19 protein-coding genes are annotated in these 17,944 nt (G+C 71.9%); 9 read left to right on the forward strand and 10 right to left on the reverse strand.

Annotated features, from left to right (window positions below):
• Window positions 1-45: 45 nt before the first annotated feature.
• The 6 genes from SALPAC2_RS0122305 to SALPAC2_RS0122330 all read right to left on the reverse strand — a co-directional run bounded on the left by SALPAC2_RS0122305 (window position 46) and on the right by SALPAC2_RS0122330 (window position 5,489).
• Window positions 46-1,761: an RCC1 domain-containing protein gene (locus tag SALPAC2_RS0122305; protein ID WP_018218841.1), complete on the reverse strand. Its 1,716-nt coding sequence runs from the start codon at window positions 1,759-1,761 to the stop codon at window positions 46-48.
• A gap of 224 nt (window positions 1,762-1,985) precedes the next feature.
• Window positions 1,986-2,813: a DUF72 domain-containing protein gene (locus SALPAC2_RS0122310; RefSeq protein WP_018218842.1), complete on the reverse strand. Its 828-nt coding sequence runs from the start codon at window positions 2,811-2,813 to the stop codon at window positions 1,986-1,988.
• Window positions 2,814-2,879: 66 nt separating this feature from the next.
• Complete coding sequence (locus SALPAC2_RS0122315) at window positions 2,880-3,398, reverse strand: hypothetical protein (RefSeq protein WP_018218843.1); 519 nt, start codon at window positions 3,396-3,398, stop codon at window positions 2,880-2,882.
• A 140-nt stretch (window positions 3,399-3,538) separates the two neighbouring features.
• Window positions 3,539-3,712, reverse strand: a complete 174-nt coding sequence (locus SALPAC2_RS27630) for a hypothetical protein (RefSeq protein ID WP_018218844.1) — start codon at window positions 3,710-3,712, stop codon at window positions 3,539-3,541.
• Window positions 3,713-3,772: 60 nt separating this feature from the next.
• Window positions 3,773-4,804 carry a sensor histidine kinase gene (locus SALPAC2_RS0122325; protein WP_018218845.1) on the reverse strand — a complete coding sequence of 344 codons (1,032 nt, stop codon included), beginning with the start codon at window positions 4,802-4,804 and terminating at the stop codon, window positions 3,773-3,775.
• Window positions 4,797-5,489: a response regulator transcription factor gene (locus SALPAC2_RS0122330; protein WP_018218846.1), complete on the reverse strand. Its 693-nt coding sequence runs from the start codon at window positions 5,487-5,489 to the stop codon at window positions 4,797-4,799. Before SALPAC2_RS0122330 ends, SALPAC2_RS0122325 begins: the two co-directional genes overlap by 8 nt.
• Before the next feature lie 147 nt (window positions 5,490-5,636).
• Here SALPAC2_RS0122330 and SALPAC2_RS0122335 point away from each other — a divergent pair, with 147 nt between their 5' ends.
• Window positions 5,637-6,299, forward strand: coding sequence for a GNAT family N-acetyltransferase (locus SALPAC2_RS0122335; RefSeq protein ID WP_018218847.1), 663 nt, complete (start codon window positions 5,637-5,639; stop codon window positions 6,297-6,299).
• Between the two features lie 314 nt (window positions 6,300-6,613).
• On the opposite strand, the gene SALPAC2_RS0122340 is transcribed toward SALPAC2_RS0122335, so the two are convergent.
• Window positions 6,614-8,074 carry a glycoside hydrolase family 3 N-terminal domain-containing protein gene (locus tag SALPAC2_RS0122340; RefSeq protein WP_018218848.1) on the reverse strand — a complete coding sequence of 487 codons (1,461 nt, stop codon included), beginning with the start codon at window positions 8,072-8,074 and terminating at the stop codon, window positions 6,614-6,616.
• A gap of 116 nt (window positions 8,075-8,190) precedes the next feature.
• Here SALPAC2_RS0122340 and SALPAC2_RS0122345 point away from each other — a divergent pair, with 116 nt between their 5' ends.
• From SALPAC2_RS0122345 to SALPAC2_RS0122355, 3 genes are all read left to right on the forward strand, one after another.
• Window positions 8,191-9,366: an ROK family transcriptional regulator gene (locus SALPAC2_RS0122345; RefSeq protein WP_026185024.1), complete on the forward strand. Its 1,176-nt coding sequence runs from the start codon at window positions 8,191-8,193 to the stop codon at window positions 9,364-9,366.
• Between the two features lie 84 nt (window positions 9,367-9,450).
• Window positions 9,451-10,326 (forward strand): ABC transporter ATP-binding protein, encoded by an 876-nt coding sequence (locus tag SALPAC2_RS0122350; protein WP_018218850.1) that lies wholly within the window; start codon window positions 9,451-9,453, stop codon window positions 10,324-10,326.
• 72 nt (window positions 10,327-10,398) lie between these two features.
• Entirely contained in the window at window positions 10,399-11,295 is an 897-nt protein-coding gene (locus SALPAC2_RS0122355) for a ribokinase (RefSeq protein ID WP_018218851.1), read from the forward strand.
• Window positions 11,296-11,353: 58 nt separating this feature from the next.
• Here SALPAC2_RS0122355 and SALPAC2_RS0122360 read toward each other — a convergent pair whose 3' ends face one another.
• Window positions 11,354-11,833: a DUF6232 family protein gene (locus SALPAC2_RS0122360; RefSeq protein ID WP_026185025.1), complete on the reverse strand. Its 480-nt coding sequence runs from the start codon at window positions 11,831-11,833 to the stop codon at window positions 11,354-11,356.
• Window positions 11,834-11,893: 60 nt separating this feature from the next.
• Window positions 11,894-12,427, reverse strand: a complete 534-nt coding sequence (locus tag SALPAC2_RS0122365) for a DUF6232 family protein (RefSeq protein WP_026185026.1) — start codon at window positions 12,425-12,427, stop codon at window positions 11,894-11,896.
• Window positions 12,428-12,524: 97 nt separating this feature from the next.
• Here SALPAC2_RS0122365 and SALPAC2_RS0122370 point away from each other — a divergent pair, with 97 nt between their 5' ends.
• Complete coding sequence (locus SALPAC2_RS0122370; RefSeq protein ID WP_018218854.1) at window positions 12,525-13,298, forward strand: enoyl-CoA hydratase/isomerase family protein; 774 nt, start codon at window positions 12,525-12,527, stop codon at window positions 13,296-13,298.
• Between the two features lie 72 nt (window positions 13,299-13,370).
• Window positions 13,371-14,993 (forward strand): acetolactate synthase, encoded by a 1,623-nt coding sequence (locus tag SALPAC2_RS0122375; RefSeq protein ID WP_018218855.1) that lies wholly within the window; start codon window positions 13,371-13,373, stop codon window positions 14,991-14,993.
• A gap of 5 nt (window positions 14,994-14,998) precedes the next feature.
• Here the strand turns inward: SALPAC2_RS0122375 and SALPAC2_RS0122380 are convergent, their stop codons facing one another.
• The gene (locus SALPAC2_RS0122380; RefSeq protein ID WP_018218856.1) at window positions 14,999-15,406 is read right to left on the reverse strand and encodes a PLD nuclease N-terminal domain-containing protein; all 408 of its coding nucleotides are present in this window, start codon (window positions 15,404-15,406) and stop codon (window positions 14,999-15,001) included.
• 64 nt (window positions 15,407-15,470) lie between these two features.
• Here SALPAC2_RS0122380 and SALPAC2_RS0122385 point away from each other — a divergent pair, with 64 nt between their 5' ends.
• From SALPAC2_RS0122385 to SALPAC2_RS0122395, 3 genes are all read left to right on the forward strand, one after another.
• On the forward strand, window positions 15,471-15,884 hold the full coding sequence (locus SALPAC2_RS0122385) for a hypothetical protein (protein ID WP_026185027.1): 414 nt from the start codon (window positions 15,471-15,473) through the stop codon (window positions 15,882-15,884).
• A gap of 181 nt (window positions 15,885-16,065) precedes the next feature.
• Complete coding sequence (locus tag SALPAC2_RS0122390) at window positions 16,066-16,845, forward strand: electron transfer flavoprotein subunit beta/FixA family protein (RefSeq protein WP_018218858.1); 780 nt, start codon at window positions 16,066-16,068, stop codon at window positions 16,843-16,845.
• A gap of 14 nt (window positions 16,846-16,859) precedes the next feature.
• Complete coding sequence (locus SALPAC2_RS0122395; protein ID WP_018218859.1) at window positions 16,860-17,819, forward strand: electron transfer flavoprotein subunit alpha/FixB family protein; 960 nt, start codon at window positions 16,860-16,862, stop codon at window positions 17,817-17,819.
• The last annotated feature ends 125 nt before the right edge of the window (window positions 17,820-17,944 follow it).

Genomic DNA, 17,944 nt, shown 5'->3' on the forward strand with positions numbered 1-17,944 from the left:
GTCGCTGTCGGCGACGAGCAGCCCCGGCCGGCTGTGTGCTACCTGCTACTTCTGGTGGTGGGTGGACCGGTTCCGGCGGGTGAGGAAGATGAAGCTGGCGCCGACGAGGAGGAGCAGGGTGGCGGTGCCGAGCAGGCTGGGCAGGCTGGCCCCGGTGATGGGTAGGTCGGGATCGGTCGGGTCCGTGACCGTGACGGTGACGGCCTCGGACTGACTGTTGGGGCAGACAACGGTGTCGCTTGTGTAGTCGGCGGTGAAGGTGTTGGTGCCGGCGGGGAGCCGGAGGGTGTGGGTGGCGGTGCTGGTGCTGTCCAGGGGCACGGTGGCGAGGTCGGTGTTGTTGTTGCGGAAGGTGACGCTGCCGGTCGCGGGTCCGGGGTCGCAGGTGACGGTGGCGGTGAGGGTGACGTCCTGATCCGTGGTCGGGTCCGGCGGCGAGACCTGCAGGCCCGTGGCGGAGGTCGCCTGGAGCGTGGGCAGGGCCAGGCTATGGCTGCTGCCGACGGCGGCGGTGGTCACGGTGGTACCGGTGGGCAGGTTGACCGGGATCGGGGTGTTGCTGCTGCTGGCGATGCTGGGGCCTTCGGGGTCGGGCGGGTCGTCGGTCTCGGCGCCGAGCTGACCGTAGGAGTTGTCGCCCCAGGCGAGGGCGGTTTCGGCGTCGGTTATCGCCACGGTGTGGTTGCTGTTGTTGGCGGCGATGGCGGTGAGTGTGGTGTCGTTGGGCAGGACGACCGGGACCGGGGTGCCGCTGCTGACGTTGTTTCCGTTGCCCAGCTGCCCCTGGGAGTTGTTACCCCAGGCGGCGGCGGTGCCGTTGCCGAGCAGCGCCACACTGTGGCGGTTGCCGGCGGCGACGGCGGTGACCTCGGTGCCCGGTGCCAGGGCGACGTTGACCGGCGCTAGGGCGTCGTCTTTGCTCCCGTCGCCGAGCTGGCCCTGGGAGTTGTCCCCCCAGGCGAGGGCGGTGTTTTCGGAGGTCAACGCGAGGCTGTGGGCGGCGCCGCCGGCGATCGCGGTGAGCGTGGTGCCCGGCACCAGCGCGACGTTACTCGGTTTGCTGGTGCTGTTGGTGCTCTCGTCCCCGAGCTGGCCCTGGGCGTTGTCCCCCCAGGCGAAGGCGCTGCCAGTGGCGGTCAGCGACAGGCTGTGACTGTCGCCGGCGGCGATGGCGGTGGCCGTGGTGTTCGTGGGCAGGCCGACGGCGACGGGGGTGCTGGTGTTGTCGGTGCTCCCGTCACCGAGCTGGCCGGAGGAGTTGCCGCCCCAGGCGAAGACGGTGCCACTGGAGGTCAACGCCAAGCTGTGGGCGCCGCCGGCGGCGATGGCGGTGACTTCGGTTCCGGCGGGTAGGTCGACCGCGACGGGGGTGTTGCTGCTGGTCGTGGTGCCGTCGCCGAGCTGGCCGGAGGAGTTGTCGCCCCAGGCGAGCAGGGTGCCGGTGTTGGTCAACGCCAGGCTGTGGGCGCCGCCGCCGGCGATGGCGGTGACCAGGGTGCCTGCGGGGAGGCTGACCTCGCCCGGCACGGTGCTGTTCTCGTTGTTCCCGTTGCCCAGCTGCCCCGCCTTGTTGTCTCCCCAGGACAGGGCGGCGTCTGTCACGGCGGCGGTCGTCGGTGGCTTGTTCTGCGCGAACGCGGGTGACACGACGAGCGCCTGCGTGACCGTCACGGCCAGCGCGAGGGAGAGCCAGCTGGCGGCGGTGCGCCTAGTCTGTTGCCCTCCAACGCCTCGGCTGAGCCGTTGACCGATTCCTTGCATCGTGCATACCTCCGAGCCGACAAATGACCGCTAATAGGGCAGCAGCCACCTTTAGCCACCTATAACCCTGCGCGGGGAGAAATGTCTCTACCGCCAGGATCAACGCACGCCGGGCGTTAAGGGTGTCGGTCCGGGCAAAAGGACGATTGACTCGGCTTCCGCGACGTGGGTCAGTGCCGGCAGCGGCGGCGCTCAGGAAGGGCTGCGCTTCGCGGCGGCGGCGCTCAGAAGAGCGTCAGCGGCTGCACCGGAGCCGGCCGGGGCAGCGGCTCGAGCGCCGGGACGCGGAGGCGTACCTCGTCGTGGAAACGGCGGGCGAGCACCGGGGCGTCGGCGTTATCTGGAGTGTGGACGAAGAAAGTGGGCGAGCGGCCCTCGTGGAGCCAGCCGGCGACGGTGTCGACCCAGCGCCGCCAACCCGCACCGGTCTGGTCGGGGTCGTCCCGGCCGAGGTAACGGACAACCGGCCGGTCGGTCAGCGCCGCCGAGCGGAGCGGCAGCCGTGGCTTCTTCGTCCAGGCATCCCGCTCCGCGTCGCTGGTCGGGGGGTGGGCGAAGAACGTGGTGGTGTCGAAGGGAATCCACTCGGTGCCGGTGGCGGCCAGGGTCCGGACCAACAGCTGGGTCGCGCCGGAGTCGACGAAGAACGCGGGGTGGCGCACCTCGACCGCGTACCGGTAGGTCGGGGGAAGGCGCCGTAGGAATCGGGCGAGGGTGGCCACATCGCCGGGAGCGAAGGAACCGGGCAGCTGGATCCAGAGAGCCTGGGCCCGAGGGCCCAGGGGCTCGATCGCGTCGAGGAAGGCACGCAGCGGTTCGTCCACCGCACCGAGGCGTCGCTCGTGCGTGACAACCCGGGGCAGCTTGAGCACAAAGCCGAAACTCGGGTCGGTCTGCTGCGCCCAGCCGGACACCGTCTCCCGGGCGGGGGTCGCGTAGAAGGTGGTGTTCCCCTCCACCGCGTTGCACCACCCGGCGTAGTGCCGCAGGCGTTCGGGCGCCGGTAGCGGGTGCGCCACCAGGCGCCCTTGCCACGCCTTGTGCGTCCACATCGCGCATCCCACCTGGAGCCGCACGCGGTATCCCTTCGCCGGTCCCACCCGCCGGAAGCGAGCAGGTCAGTCCGGAGTGGGGAAGCCGTACCGGGCGGCGTGCTCCGGATCGGCCGGGTCGATCTGGCGTACGCCGGAGTCGGCGAGACGCTTGTTGACCTCGTCCAGCCGCTCCCGCACCAGCCGGGCCTCCTCCTCGGTGACCCGGCCCCGGTGCGGCCGGCCCGCGTGCTCGATGGTGCCGTAGTCGACCTTCTCGGCGGCGCGGCGGCTCTTCGGCGGACGAACCCGCTCGGCGGTCCGCAGCAGCTGCGCCATCGGGGTGTCGGTGGCCATCGCGTCGAACTCACTGGCGGTCAGCACCACCCGGCGCGGCTCGCCCCCACCGTGGCTGTCGTGGATCTCCACGATCGCGACGTCCAGGGCCGCGTCGTCGATGTTCTCCACCTCGGCCGGGGTGGCGTCCAACTGTACGGGCCCGGCAACCAGGTCCGGGTGCTCCAGGACGACCACCCGGGTGGCCTCGTCGTCGGGCTGGAGCACCCGGCCGCTGAAGTCGGAGACGCGGATCGTCTTCTTGCCCATGCGCGGAACTTCTCCTGTCGTAGCCCGGTCTGGAGGACCAGCAGACGTTACCCGACAGGTGTGCGAATGTCGGCGCCGGCTCGCCGGTCGCTGCGGTGGTGGCGTTGATCCCCGGGTGCCGCCCCGGGGCCCGACGGAGGTCAGTGGGTGTTGGGGCGGCGGGTGGGACGGTGGTTCAGCTCAACCCAGGTGAGCAGCGGCGAGGCGCGGATGCCGCGGTGTGGTGGCTGGGCCGGAAAGCGCTCCCCGGCAACCCAGGCGGTTGGCCAGAGTGCGCTGGAGTCGTGGCGGCGGTGCTGCGGCGGGTTCGACATGACCCCACCATCCCAGAGAATGGTGTACGTCTATTAAATATAGCGGTAACAGTCGATGGGCTAGGCGGCTCCCGGAAGAGGTAGCCGGACCTCGAACCGACACCCACCGGTGGTGTTGCGAACCTGCACCCGGCCGCCGTGCGCCTCCACCAGCCCTCGTACGATCGCCAGTCCCAGCCCTCCGGAGCTGGCCAGTTCCCCGGTGCTGGGGCAGGGGGTGCGGGCTCGCTCCCCGCGGAAGGCGACCTCGAAGACGCGGGGTAGATCCGCCTCGGGGATGCCGCCGCAGGTGTCCGCGACCGCCAACCAGGCGCAGTCGGTCTCCGCCCCGGCCTCGACCCGGACGGTCCCCTCCGACGGGGTGTAGCGGACGGCGTTGAGTAGGAGGTTCCCCACCACCCGGGCCAGCTCGGGCTCACTGGCCAGTACGGTGGGCCAGCCCGAGTCGGGTGCCAGCAGCCGGACCCGGCAGGCCGCGGCCAGCGGTGCGGTGCTGGCCACGGCGTCCGACACGACATCGCCCAGGGGCACCGCCGACAGGGTCAGGCGCAGGGCGCCGGCGTTGATTCGGGAGAGCTCGAAGAGGTCGTCGACCAGCCGGGTCATCCGATCGGTCTCCACCCGGATCCGGCGGTGGTACTCGCTCACCGTCGCGGGATCGTCGACCACCCGGTCCTCCAGCGCCTCAGCCATCGCGCGCAGCCCGGCCAGTGGGGTTCGCAGATCGTGCGACACCCAGGCGACGAGGTCCCGCCGACCCTGTTCGATCTGGCGTTCCCGTTGCCGGGCCTGGTCGGCCCAGACCGCGGCGGCGGCCAGGCGGCGCCCGAAGAGCCAGCCGACCGTGAGAACCACCAGGGCCGCCGCCGCCACCGTGATCAGCACCACGTTCCGGTCGTGCGGGGAGAGGAACATCTGGTCGGCGACCATCGCCACCGCGGCGACCATCGCGGTCACCGCGACGACCAGCAGGGTGACGATGTGTACCGTCACCGAGCGTCCGCGCAGCAGGCGCAGGGCGAGGGCGCCGAACGCGCCGACACAGAGCGCCGGACCGAGCGCGAACGCGAAGATCAGCGCCAGTTCACCCATCGGTCGGCTCGTATCGGTAGCCGATGCCCCAGACCGTCACGATCCGGCGTGGGTTCGCGGGATCGGCCTCCACCTTCTCCCGTAGCCGGCGAACATGGACGGTCACCGTTGACTGGTCACCGAAGTTCCAGCCCCACACCCGCTCCAGCAGCTCGGCCCGGCCCAACGCCCGGTCGGGGTGTCGCATCAGGTACGCCAGCAGGTCGAACTCGCGTACGGTGAGGGTCAGTTCGTGGCCGTGCAGCCGGGCCACCCGGGGGCCGGTCTCGACCACGAGCGCGCCGTCGCGGAGCACGGTGGCCGGTGCTGTCCGCGGCTCACCGCTGCGCCGCAGCACCGATCCGACCCGCAGCACCAACTCCCGGGGCGAGAACGGCTTGCTGAGGTAGTCATCGGCACCAAGCTGCAGGCCGAGGACGCGGTCCGCCTCGTCACCGCGCGCGGTGAGCATGATGATGGGCACCCCGCCCGGCTTGGCGCGTAACCGCCGGCACACCTCCAGGCCGTCGAGCCCGGGCAGCATCAGATCCAGCACGACCAGGTCCGGTGGTTCGGCGGCGACCGCGGCGAGCACCGAATCGCCGTCGCCGACATGCCGCACCTGGTAGCCGGCGTGCACCAGGTAGCGACAGACCACGTCACTGACTGTTCGGTCGTCGTCAACGACCAGTACCCGTTGCGTCACCGGGCCTCCCTCGTCGTTGCCCAGCGTAGCCGCGGTGATCAGCTTAAGATCTTGCGAGCCGGTTACGGTCGTCGACAGTGACGGTGGTCCGCGACTCGAGGGGGACCGGGTAGGCGGAGCGCGACGAGTAGACCTTGAAGGAGTGCGATGGGCAGCCGGCGGCTTCACCTGCACCTGGCCACCTGGCTGGGGCAGTGGCCGGCTGGCCCGGGGCAGCACGTGGTCGCCGCGCGGCGCCGGGCCGAACCCGCCTGGGACGGTCGGCTCCGGCCGGCGATCGCCGTCTCCGCTGGGGAGCACCAGGTGCTCTCCGTAGCGCCGGAACGGGTCGCAGCCGTCCGGGAACTGGCCCGGGGCTCGTCCCGGCGGCTCCTCGCCGACCTGCCGGCAGCTGTCGGTCACCCCGACTGGGTGGTGCACGACGATGTGTTTCGGTGGACCGAGGATCCCGCACCGCTGCCGGAGGTCGGTGAGTGGATCCCGCCGACCTCGCCCGGCCTACCGTCCTGGCTCCGACTGTTCGATCGGCCGGTGCTGGTGGTGCGCGACGACCGCGGCGAGTACCAGGCCGGGGTCGGCGTCAAGCGGCATGACGCGTACGGCCGGGAGCTGGCGGTGGGCACCGTCCCGGCAGCCCGGGGGCAAGGGCTGGCCCGTCAGCTGGTCGCCCAGGCGGCCCGCCGGGTCCTCGCCGAGGGGGCGGTGCCGACGTACCTGCACAGTCGGCGGAACCGGGCGTCGGCCCGGGTGGCTGAGGCGGCCGGGTTCCCCGACCGGGGCTGGCGGTCGTTCGGGGTCTACCCGGGCTGAATTGGAGCGCGACCCGCATCGGGGCAGAGGTGCAGCGGCGGCCGGCGCGTGCCGCCGGAAGTGGGTAGGGCGAAGTGGGTCGGGCGAAGTGGGTAGGGCGCGGACCGGAGCTCCCGGGCCGGAACCCCGGTCCGCGTCCTTCCCCCAGGCCCCCGCTGGCCGCCCGGGGGCGGATCGCTGGATGCAGTTGTGACGCTACGTATTTAGTGGCGGGTGGGCAAGGGGTGATCGGAGGTGTTGGTGTGTCGAAAACTGGACTCTGAACTGCAGTAAGAAGCTGTACGGCCGACTGGCGTGGACGGTGACGGAGCGTACTAGGCGCGTCCGGCGGTCAGCCCGAGGAGTTCGGCGGCGGCGCGGCCGTTGGCGTGGCTGGCACCGTACGTGGTGACGAAGGCGTCGACTCCTGGCGGCCGCCACGACCCGGGCCAGCCCATCTCGACCACCGCCACCGGGTGCTGGGCGGCGAGCGCGGTCACCAGGTCGGCGGCGCCGGGGAGCAGGTGTAGCCGCCGGCCGACCAGGACGATCGTCCGCGTGCCGGCGATCCGGCGCAGGGTCGCCGGGTCCGTGGCGGTGGCGACGACCCGCAGCTGCTCGACGCCGCTGAGGTGTGGGCCGAGTCCCCACGGCACCCGTGCCTCGGCGACTGTCGAGCTGGCCTGCAGCTGCACCACCAGGGGGCGGCCGAGCCCGGCCAGGGTGCCCTCCACCCGGACGGCCCGGCGGGCGGCGGCGTACCCGAGCTGGGTGGGCAGGGGGCTGGCGGCGTCGGTGGTCCGGGTCCAGGCGGCGAGTTCGGCGGTACGGCCGGCCGCCTCCTCGACCCGGGCCCGCTTCAGCCGGCCGTCGGTGAGCGCCGTCCCGATCTCGCCGGCCACCTGTTCGACCCGGCCGGCGTCGACCCGCGCGCCGAGGCAGAGTAGGTCCGCCCCGGCGGCGAGCGCCGCGACCGCGGCCGGGCCCACCCCGCCCGCGGCCAACACGGCGCCCCTCATCTCGAGGGCATCGGTGACGACCGCCCCGGTGAAGCCGTACTGGTGGCGTAGTAGGTCAACCAGGGCCGCCCGGCTGAAGGTCGCCGGGCCAGCCCCGGTCAGGGCCGGGATCCGGATGTGCGCGGTCATCACCGCCCGGGTGCCGGCGTCGACGACGGCCGCGAACGGCGGTAGGTCCCGCTGGCGGAGGAGCGCCAGCGGGACGTCGACCGTGGGCAGTTCGTGGTGGGAGTCGGTGACCGAGGCGCCGTGGCCGGGGAAGTGCTTGGCGCAGGCGGCGACGCCGCCGTCTTGCAGGCCGGCCACCGCGGCGGCGGCGTGTGCGGCCACCCGATCCGGGTCGCGACCGAAGGAACGGGTGCCGATCACCGGGTTCTCGTCGGCGCTGTTGACATCGACGACCGGGGCGAGGTTGACGGTGATGCCGAGGGCGGCTAACTCCGCCCCGATGGCCTCGTGGACCTGTCGGGTCAGCGCCACGTCGCCGATCGCGCCGAGCGCGGCGTTGCCGGGGTACGGGCTTCCGGTCGCGTGCGCGAGGCGGGTGATGTCGCCACCCTCCTCGTCGATCGCGATCAGAACGTCGGAGCGGGCGGTACGCAACGCGGCGGTGCTCGCCGCCACCTGTTCGGGGTCGTGCACGTTGGTGCCGAAGAGCGTGTGTCCGGCGAGTCCGTCGCCGACCAGGTCAACGGCCCACTGTGGTGGGACCGGCCCCGGGTACGCGGCGAGCAGCGTGCCCAGCGCGAGGCGGCGAATTCCTGGATCCGGCCTCATCTGCTCCCCTGTCTCTGTCGGTACGGCCAGTTACCCGCTCGATCGGTGGTCGTTACGCTACGCTCACCTCTTTCATCGTTGCGTGTGGCTGGTTTCATGAATCCTCGAGGACTGGCATGTCTATGACCCGGCTCCCCGGCACTCCTCGCCTGTTGCGGGCGCTCAACGACCGCGCGGCGCTGGAGCTGCTACTGGAGCAGGGTCCGCTGACCCGGGCGCGGCTGGGCGAGCTGACCGGCCTGTCCAAGGTAACCGCGTCTCAGCTGGTCGAGCGCCTCGAGGAACGAGGGCTCGTCACTCGGGTTGGTGAGCAGGCGGGCGGGCGGGGTCCGAACGCCCAGCTCTATGCCGTCCGCCCGGGCAGCGCTCACGTGGTCGGGGTCGATTTCGGGGCCGACCGGGTGGTCGCCGCCTGCGCGGACATCACCGGGACGGTGGTCGGCCGCTCCGAGCAGGCAACTGGCGATACCGAGGACCCGGTCGGTGTGGTGCACGACGCCGTCGTCGAAGCCGCGAGCAGCGCCGGGGCGCCACTGGCGACCGTACGCCGGGTCGTCCTGGGCGCCCCTGGTCTGGTGGATCCGGCCAGTGGTGACATCACCTTCGCGTTCAACCTGCCGCGGTGGCACGCCGGCCTGCTCGGTGCGCTCCGGGACGACCTGCGTACCCCCCTGGTCTTCGAGAACGACGTCAACCTGGCGGCGATGGCGGAGGCGCGGTCGGGAGCGGCGCAGGGCGTGGCCGACTTCGTCTTGGCCTGGGTGGACGCCGGCATCGGCCTGGCGATCGTAATTGGCGGGCGGCTGCACCACGGCAGCACCGGCGCCGCCGGCGAGATCGGCTGGCTGCCGGTGCCCGGGGTGCCGATTCCGCGTGCCGCTGCCCTTCGTACCAAGCCCGCTTTCCAGCAGCTCGTCGGCGCGGAGGCGGTTCGCGCGCTCGCCCGGGAGCACGGGTACCCCGACGCCACGGCGGCCGGCGGGGTCTCCGCGGCGGTCGCCGACGGCGCGGCGGGTGCCCCGATGCTGGACGAACTGGCCCGTCGGCTCGCACTCGGGGTGACGAGCACCTGTGTGGTGTTGGATCCACCGCTGGTGGTTCTGGCTGGTGCGGTCGGCGGGGCCGGCGGGGCGGCGTTGGCCGAACGAGTGCAGCGAGAGGTGGCGGCGATCGCTCTGGTCCGGCCACGGGTGGTGCCGACCGGCCTGACCGAGGAGCCGATTCTGCGCGGCGCGCTGCACACCGCCCTGGCGGCGGTCCGGGACGAGGTGTTCGGCTCCACGACGAGCTGACCGGCGGGGCGGTGTGGTGGTGTGGTCGGCCGACGCTCCGCCGGTCCACCGCGCTTCGCTCCGGTAGCTCCTTCGGGGGCTCGGGTGTGGCTGACCGGTGCGTGGTTGGATGGGGTCGTGACTGGTGCCTTGATCCCCGGCCCCGCCGGTGCCGCCCCCGCCCCCGCCTCCGTGGACGCGGATCTGGTGGTCAGCCTCGACGGCGTGACCGTGCGCCGCGCTGGTGCGGCCCTGCTACACGACGTGGACTGGCGGGTCGAGCTGGACGAGCGCTGGGTTGTGCTCGGTCCCAACGGCGCCGGCAAGACCACGCTGCTCAACCTGGCCGGTGGTCGACTGCATCCGACCGCCGGGCTCGCCCACGTGTTGGGCGAGCAGATCGGCCGGACCGACCTGACCGAGCTGCGCACGCGGATCGGGCTCTCCACCGCGGCCCTCGCCGAGCGGATCCCGACCGAGGAGCGGGTCGTGGACGTGGTGGTGACCGCGTCCTGGTCCGTGGTGGGCCGCTGGCGGGAGGAGTACGACAGCGGCGACGAGACCCGGGCCCGAGCCCTGCTCGGCCAGCTCGGCGTCGGAGATCTCGCCGACCGCCGGTACGGCACCCTCTCCGAGGGGGAACGTAAGCGGGTACAGATCGCCCGGGCGCTGATGACCGACCCGGAGTTGTTGCTGCTCGATGAGCCCGCGGCCGGGCTTGACCTGGGGGGCCGCGAAGAGCTGGTGGCTCGGCTCGCGGAGCTGGCGTCGGACCCGGATGCCCCGGCGTTGGTGCTGGTCACCCACCACGTGGAGGAGATCCCGCCCGGCTTCACCCACGCGCTGCTACTGCGCGACGGGGACGTGATGGCGCAGGGCCTGCTGACCGATGTCCTCACCGGGGACAATCTCAGCAAGACGTTCGGGCTGTCCCTGGTGGTGGAGCGGCACGGCGACCGCTACACCGCCCGTGCCGGTTGAGGCACGGCGTGGCCCACGCCCGGACCGGGTAGGGATCCCGCAGCCCCCAACCCGCACAACCGGAGGTGCTCGATGCCACAGACCCGGGTGGTCGTCCTGGGTAGCGCCAACATGGACCTCGTGGCGACCGCTGCGGCGCTGCCACGGCCGGGGGAGACGCTGCTCGGCGCGGACTTCGTCATGGTGCCGGGCGGCAAGGGTGCCAACCAGGCCATCGGGGCAGCCCGGGCCGGCGCGGCCTGCACGTTCCTCGGTGCCATCGGCTCCGACGCCTTCGGCGTCACCCTGCGCGCCCGCATCACCGCGGCCGGAGTGGACACCAGTCAGCTGCGGGTCGCGTACGGTGCCTCCGGGGTCGCCCTGGTGATGGTGAACGCCGAGGGGGAGAACGCCATCGTGGTCAGTCCCGGCGCCAACGCCACGATGACCGGGCTGACCGAGCCGGAACTGGCCGCCATCCGCGAAGCGGATGTGCTGGTCGCCCAGTTGGAGATCCCGGTGGAGACCGTCACCGAGGCGGCGGTGGCGGCGCGTGCCGCCGGTACCCGAGTGGTGCTCAACGCCGCCCCCGCCCGGACCGTGCCGCCGGAGCTCTTCGCCGCCACCGATGTGCTGGTGGTCAACGAGAGCGAGGCGCAGACGTTCACCGGTCACGGTCGGGACACCCCGGCGGCCCTGCTGGAGTTGACCCCCCGGGCGGTGCTCACGCTCGGCGTCTCCGGCGCCTGGTACGGCGACCGGGATGGCGGCCGGGCGTGTGTCCCGGCGGTGCCGGTCGAGACCGTTGACTCGACGGCGGCCGGCGACGCGTTCTCGGCCGCGCTCGCGGTCGCCTGGGGTGAGGGGCGCGACCTGGTGGACGCGGTGCGGTGGGCGACGGGCGCCGGCGCGGCGTGTGTCCGGCGGCTCGGCGCTTCGGTGGCGTTGCCCAGCCGGGACGAGATCGACGAGCTGTACCAGCCGGGCTGACTCTTCCCGCGCCGCACGCCAGGGCGGCGGTGGCGGCCGCGACGGCGGGTCGGCCGAGTCACCGGTCGTAGGTCTGCTGTTCGACAGCGCGTTGTACGGCGCGGTAGATCTGGCCGAACCGGAGCGCGTCCGGCGTGCGCAGGAGCAGTAACTCGCGGCCCTGTGCCTGCACCCACAGCTCGTGCACCCGGTTGCCCCGCTCGTAGGAGCGGTCCAGCCAGCTGAGCGGGAGCTCCAGGAAGGGCGCCACGGCCAACGCGAGCAGCAGGCACCCGGCGAGGGTGAGCAGCACCGGCAGCCACCCTCGCTCCGGCGCTGACCAGACCAGCGCGAGTGCACAGAGCACTGCCGCCAGTGGCGGCAGCGACAACAGCAGCACCAGGACACCGCGGCTGAGTAGCCGCCCGCGGACGGCGAGGGTGGTTCGCCCCTTCGCGTGCCAGACGTACCTGATCTCGGCTATCGGTACCCGGAGCCCACCCGACCGGATCGCCTCGGAGGTCACCTGCACCGCGTCGTCCCGGTAATAGAGGGTCATCATTAACTCTAACCGGGGTCGATCGGTGCGGGTCGGCCTGATCGGGTCGGGTACCGGGCCCTACTTCGGTGCCGGGCCGCTCCGGCTGCTGGCCCGGGAGTGGGCCGCTCTCGCTGCCGGGTGCGGCGGTTGGAGGGCTGGTTGGCTGTTTTCAATGGCGCGCTGCAGGGCTCGGTAGATCTGCCCGAACCGCACCGCGTCCGCGGTCGCCAGCAGCAGCGTTGGCCGGCCCTGCCAGCGGACCCAGATCTCCAGCCGGCGGCTGCCCCGGGCGTACGAGCGGTCTAGGTGTTCGAAGAGGAAGTCGGCGACCGGCCCGACCGCGAGCCCGACCAGCACCGAGGTGCCGATGATGGCGATGGTGACGGTGGGGGAGCGGCCGAGCCAGAGCGCGAGCGCGATGCCCGCCACCGCGGCGACCAGCGGACCGGCCAGGGCCGCGCCGATCGCGCCGCGGCCGACGAGCACGCGCCAGGAGCGGCTGCCGCGGTGGTGCCACACGGCGCTGATCTCGGCCAGCGGGAAGGTCTGGTGCAGCACCTGGATAGTCGTTGATGTTACTTGTATCGATTTATCGTGGTAATGCGTGACCATTTCCAAACTCCCGGTTACGGGGCTGGCGCCAGACTACGGCCCCAGCGGCCGGGCCGTAAGGTTGGCACGCTACTTCGACGAGGAAGTGAGGGACGGCGTGGGCGAGTTCGTGCGGCTGGAGATCAAGGACGGGATCGGCACCATTCGGTTGGAGCGGCCGCCGATGAATGCGCTGAACACCCAGGTGCAGGAGGAGCTGCGCGCCGCGGCGACCCAGGCGGGGGGCGACCCGGCCGTCCGCGCGGTCATCGTGTACGGCGGGGACCGGGTCTTCGCCGCCGGGGCGGACATCAAGGAGATGGCCGACATGTCCTACGTGGACATGTCCGAGCGGGCAGCCGCCCTCTCCAGTGCGCTGGGTGCGATCGCCCAGATCCCCAAGCCGGTAGTCGCCGCGATCACCGGGTACGCCCTCGGTGGCGGCTGCGAGCTGGCCCTCGCCTGCGACTGGCGGGTGGTGGCCGAGGACGCCAAGCTCGGCCAGCCGGAGATCAAGCTCGGCGTCATTCCCGGCGCCGGTGGCACCCAGCGGCTGGCCCGCCTGGTCGGCCCGGCCCGAGCCAAGGATCTGATCATGTCGGGCCGGATGGTGGACGCGGCGGAGGCGCTCCGGATCGGGCTGGCCGACCGGGTGGCCCCCGCCGCCGAGGTCTATGCCGCTGCGGTGGCCCTGGTGCAGCCGTACCTGACCGGCCCGGTGCAGGCCCTGCGCGCGGCGAAGCTGGCGGTCGACGGTGGCCTGGAGATGGACCTGACCTCCGGCCTCGCCTGGGAGAGCCAGCTCTTCGCGGCGCTGTTCGCCACCGACGACCGGCGGGAGGGCATGGCGGCCTTCGTGGAGAAACGCAAGCCGGACTTCACCGGACGTTGATCCGGGGCGTTCCCTTTCCGGCTACCGCTGGGTAGCGTATGCCCGGATCTTCCGCGATCAGGGGAGCTGGTCATGTCGGAGCGGATCGAGGGGCACGGCGGGGCGCTAGCACTGGCGGCGCTGCGGGCACACGGGGTGCGGGAGATGTTCACCCTCTCCGGAGGGCACGTCTTCCCGCTCTACGACGCCGCGCACCAGCTCGGGTTTCCGATCTATGACGTCCGGCACGAGCAGTCGGCGGTCTTCGCCGCCGAGGCGGTCGCAAAGCTGCAGCGCCGCCCCGGCCTCGCCGTACTGACCGCCGGGCCGGGCGTCACCAACGGCATCTCCGGGCTGACCAGCGCCTTCTTCAACGCGTCACCGATCCTGGTGCTCGGTGGGCGAGCACCACAGTTTCGGTGGGGGGCGGGCAGTCTCCAGGAGCTGGATCACCTGCCGTTGGTCACCCCGGTGACAAAGCACGCCGAGACGGTCCTGCGCCCCGAGGACATCCCACACGTGGTGAGCGGCGCGTTGACCACGGCGCTGACCCCGCATCGTGGCCCGGTCTTTGTGGACCTCCCCCTAGAGGTGGCCTTCTCGGTGGCCGCCGCCGCCCTGCCGGCCGTCGCTGCGATCGAGGCGATCGAGGCGGACCCGGCGGAGGTGGCGAAGGCCGCCGACCTGATCGCCCGCGGTCAGCGACCCGTGCTCATCGCCGGCTCCGACGTCTACGCCGGCGACGCCGTTGCCGCGCTGCGCGCGGCGGCCGAGGCCTTCGCGGTGCCGGTCTTCACCAACGGCATGGGCCGGGGCGCGCTGCCGCCGGACCACCCGCTCGCCTTCACCAAGTCCCGCCGGGTGGCGTTGCAGCAGGCCGACGTGGTGGTGGTCGTCGGCACGCCGTTGGACTTCCGGCTCAACTTCGGCGACTTCGGCGCCGCGGCGGTGGTGCACGTCGTGGACGCGCCGGGTGAGCGTGCCGGGCACCGCCGGCCGGCCGCCGCACCCGCCGGCGACCTGCGACTGATCCTGTCCGCCTTCGCCGACCACCCCGGCGACCGCGTCGACCACACGGAGTGGGTCGCCGAGTTGCGGGCCGCCGAGGATGCCGCCCGGACCCGCGACGCCGCGGAGATGGGCGCGGAGACCGACCCGATTCGGCCCGCCCGGGTCTACGGCGAACTGCGCCGGGTACTGGCCCGGGACGCGGTCACCATCGGCGACGGTGGCGACTTCGTCTCGTACGCGGGCCGGTACCTGGAGCCCGCCCAGCCCGGCACCTGGCTCGACCCCGGTCCGTACGGCTGCCTCGGCACCGGGATGGGCTACGCCATGGGTGCCCGGGTCACCCACCCCGACCGGCAGATCTGCGTCTTGATGGGGGACGGCGCGGCCGGCTTCTCCCTGCTGGACGTGGAGTCGTTGGTCCGGCAGCGGTTGCCGGTGGTGATCGTCGTCGGCAACAACGGCATCTGGGGGCTGGAGAAGCATCCGATGCGCGCGCTGTACGGCTACGACGTGGCCGCCGACCTCCAGCCGGAGCTCCGTTACGACCAGGTGGTCCAGGCGTTGGGCGGTGCGGGCGAGACCGTGACGAGGGCCGCCGACCTTGGGCCGGCGCTGCGACGGGCCTTCGCGGCCGGGGTGCCGTATCTGGTCAACGTGGTGACCGACCCGGCTGACGCGTACCCCCGGTCGTCGAATCTCGCCTGAGCGGGTCAGCCCTCGGGTCGCTTCTGCTCACCGTCCCCGCGGCGCAGATCGTCCTCGCGGCGGCGCAGGTCTTCCTCCCAGCGGCGGAAGAGCTCCCGGTCGGCCTGGCTCTCGGTGCGTTCCTCGACCGAACGGAGAAACTCCGGGTCGTCGTCCGGTGCGATCGGGCGGTGCCGGCGCCCGGTGAGACCGTAGCCGGCTGGCCGGCCGGCCCCGGGCTGACCGGCTCTGGTCTCGCGGCCGGCGACGAACCAAGCGATCGAGCCGACCAGCGGGAAGAGAAGGATGATCAGCACCCAGGCGATCCGGGGCAGGGTGCGGATGTCGCCCTCCTCGGCCGAGAGACAGCTGATCAACGCGATGACGGCGAGGATGACCTGCGCGAGGAAGAGGAGAACGTACAGCCGAGCCATGAGACCATCATGACGTACCGGTGGTTGTTGCCACACCCCACGGCGGGGGCGACATCTACACTCCGTGATCATGGAGCAGCGGTTGACGGCCGAGGAGCGGCTGACCCTCAAGACGGGCGCCTTCGGCGCGGTCGTCCTCGTGTCAAATGTGGAGCCCGGTGTGCTGGCGCTGGTACGGGAGAGCTTCGCCGCCTCCGCCGCGCTGGCTGACTCCAGTGGGATGGTCAAGGCCGTGCTGACCAGTGGTCCCCTGCCCCGGCTGCCGCGCGATTCGGAGCTCGAGATCGAGTCTGTGGTGCTGCCGGCGCTGACCCGGGCGGTGGCGATTCTGCGGGAGAAGTCGCCACCGGACGTGCGGACCTACCGGGAGGTGGTGTTGGCCGCCGCCGACCAGGCGGCCGGGGCGCACCGGGGGGTCACCCCGCGGGAGACAGCGATGATCGAGCGCATCCGGGGTGCGCTGGTGGAGCCGGTCTGAGTCGCCTTTGGTGAGCTGTGTCACCATACGGGCCCCGGGGGTGGAAGCTACTTGTGGGTAACATGACGTCGTGGTCAACCGCACAGCGTCCGCGGTTGACCGCGCGTTGAGTTACGCGGGAGGCTGCGCCCCATACCGGGCGAGCGAATCGCATCAACCACAGGAGGGTCGTCGAAGCGCGATGAATATCGTCGTACTCGTCAAGCAGGTGCCCGATTCGGGCGCGGACCGCAACCTGCGTACTGACGACAACACCGTCGACCGCGGTTCGGCGAACAACGTCATCAACGAGATGGACGAGTACGCCATCGAGGAGGCGTTGAAGATCAAGGAGGCGCACGGCGGCGAGGTCACCATCCTGACCATGGGGCCCGACCAGGCGACCGAGTCGATCCGCAAGGCGCTCTCCATGGGGCCGGACAAGGCCGTACACGTCCTGGACGACGCCCTGGCCGGGTCCTGCGCGGTGACCACCTCCAAGGTGCTCAGCACCGCGCTCGGGCAGCTGAACGCCGATCTGGTGCTCTGCGGTGCCGAGTCCACCGACGGCCGGGTCCAGGTCCTGCCGCACATGATCGCCGAGCGGCTCGGCGTCGCCGCGCTGACCGGTGCTCGGAAGCTCACCGTCGACGGCGGCACGCTCACCATCGAGCGGCAGACCGAGGAGGGCTACGAGGTGGTCACCGCCGAGGCCCCCGCCGTGGTCTCCGTCTGGGACACCATCAACGAGCCGCGCTACCCCTCCTTCAAGGGCATCATGGCCGCCAAGAAGAAGCCGGTGCAGACCCTGCCCCTGGCCGACCTCGGTGTCGCCCCGGCCGAGGTGGGCCACGCCGGCGCGACCAGCGCCGTGCTGGAGCACAGCAAGCGCCCGCCGCGCTCCAGCGGCACGAAGGTCACCGACGAGGGCGCCGGCGGCACGCAGCTGGTCGAGTTCCTCGCCACCGAGAAGTTCGTGTGAGAGCAGGTCTGGACATGTCTGAGGTTCTCGTCGTCGTCGAAGCCACCCAGGAGTTCGGCGTCAAGAAGGTCACCCTGGAGATGCTCACCCTCGCCCGTGGCCTGGGTACGCCGAGCGCGGTCGTGCTCGGCGGCCCCGGCGCAGCCGAGGCGCTGAGCGCGAAGCTGGGTGAGTACGGGGCAGCGAAGATCTACGCCGCCGAGAGTGCGGAGATCGACGGCTACCTGGTCGCGCCCAAGGCCACCGTCCTGGCCGAGTTGGTTACGCGGGTGCAGCCCGCCGCGGTGCTGCTCGCCTCCGCCCAGGAGGGCAAGGAGATCGCCGCCCGGCTCGCGGTGAAGCTCGACAACGGCATCCTGACCGACGTGGTCGGGCTGGACGCCGACGGCACCGCGACGCAGGTCGTCTTCGCCGGCTCCACCATCGTGAAGTCCAAGGTCACCCGGGGCCTGCCGCTGGTCACCGTCCGGCCGAACTCGGTCACCCCGGAACCGGCCGCGGCCACCCCGGCCGTCGAGCAGCTCACCGTCTCGGTCCCGGCCGCCGACAAGCTCGCCCGGGTCGTCAACCGGGTCGCCGAGCAGAAGGGCAGCCGTCCGGAGCTGACCGAGGCTTCGGTCGTGGTCTCCGGCGGCCGTGGGGTCGGCACCGCCGACAACTTCAAGCTCGTCGAGGAGCTGGCGGACCTGCTCGGTGGGGCTGTCGGCGCATCTCGCGCCGCCGTTGACTCGGGCTACTACCCGCACCAGTTCCAGGTGGGTCAGACCGGCAAGACGGTCTCCCCGCAGCTCTACATCGCGCTCGGTATCTCCGGTGCGATCCAGCACCGGGCCGGCATGCAGACCTCGAAGACGATCGTCGCGGTCAACAAGGACGGTGAGGCGCCGATCTTTGAGCTCGCCGACTTCGGCGTGGTGGGCGACCTGTTCAAGGTCGTACCGCAGACCGCCGAGGAGATCCGCAAGCGCCGGTGAGTTGACGCGTCGGCCACGACCAGCGCCGGGAACCCGTGGGGTTCCCGGCGCTGGTCGTATCGGCGTCCGCGCACCGCCGCCGCGCCAACCTGCGAGGATGGCCTGCGTGCCCCGTACGCACCGCG

Source organism: Salinispora vitiensis (assembly GCF_000378825.1).
In the GTDB taxonomy this organism is placed as follows: Bacteria; Actinomycetota; Actinomycetes; order Mycobacteriales; family Micromonosporaceae; genus Micromonospora; species Micromonospora vitiensis.

Coding starts and splice junctions, on each gene's coding strand:
- SALPAC2_RS0122340 (WP_018218848.1), bottom strand. CDS start 8,074: ATGAGGCCGGATCCAGGAATTCGCCGCCTCGCGCTGGGCACGCTGCTC.
- SALPAC2_RS0122380 (WP_018218856.1), bottom strand. CDS start 15,406: ATGGCTCGGCTGTACGTTCTCCTCTTCCTCGCGCAGGTCATCCTCGCC.
- SALPAC2_RS0122395 (WP_018218859.1), top strand. CDS start 16,860: ATGTCTGAGGTTCTCGTCGTCGTCGAAGCCACCCAGGAGTTCGGCGTC.
- SALPAC2_RS0122345 (WP_026185024.1), top strand. CDS start 8,191: ATGTCTATGACCCGGCTCCCCGGCACTCCTCGCCTGTTGCGGGCGCTC.
- SALPAC2_RS0122355 (WP_018218851.1), top strand. CDS start 10,399: ATGCCACAGACCCGGGTGGTCGTCCTGGGTAGCGCCAACATGGACCTC.
- SALPAC2_RS0122325 (WP_018218845.1), bottom strand. CDS start 4,804: ATGGGTGAACTGGCGCTGATCTTCGCGTTCGCGCTCGGTCCGGCGCTC.
- SALPAC2_RS0122310 (WP_018218842.1), bottom strand. CDS start 2,813: ATGTGGACGCACAAGGCGTGGCAAGGGCGCCTGGTGGCGCACCCGCTA.
- SALPAC2_RS0122335 (WP_018218847.1), top strand. CDS start 5,637: ATGGGCAGCCGGCGGCTTCACCTGCACCTGGCCACCTGGCTGGGGCAG.
- SALPAC2_RS27630 (WP_018218844.1), bottom strand. CDS start 3,712: ATGTCGAACCCGCCGCAGCACCGCCGCCACGACTCCAGCGCACTCTGG.
- SALPAC2_RS0122305 (WP_018218841.1), bottom strand. CDS start 1,761: ATGCAAGGAATCGGTCAACGGCTCAGCCGAGGCGTTGGAGGGCAACAG.
- SALPAC2_RS0122375 (WP_018218855.1), top strand. CDS start 13,371: ATGTCGGAGCGGATCGAGGGGCACGGCGGGGCGCTAGCACTGGCGGCG.
- SALPAC2_RS0122390 (WP_018218858.1), top strand. CDS start 16,066: ATGAATATCGTCGTACTCGTCAAGCAGGTGCCCGATTCGGGCGCGGAC.
- SALPAC2_RS0122360 (WP_026185025.1), bottom strand. CDS start 11,833: ATGACCCTCTATTACCGGGACGACGCGGTGCAGGTGACCTCCGAGGCG.
- SALPAC2_RS0122315 (WP_018218843.1), bottom strand. CDS start 3,398: ATGGGCAAGAAGACGATCCGCGTCTCCGACTTCAGCGGCCGGGTGCTC.
- SALPAC2_RS0122365 (WP_026185026.1), bottom strand. CDS start 12,427: ATGGTCACGCATTACCACGATAAATCGATACAAGTAACATCAACGACT.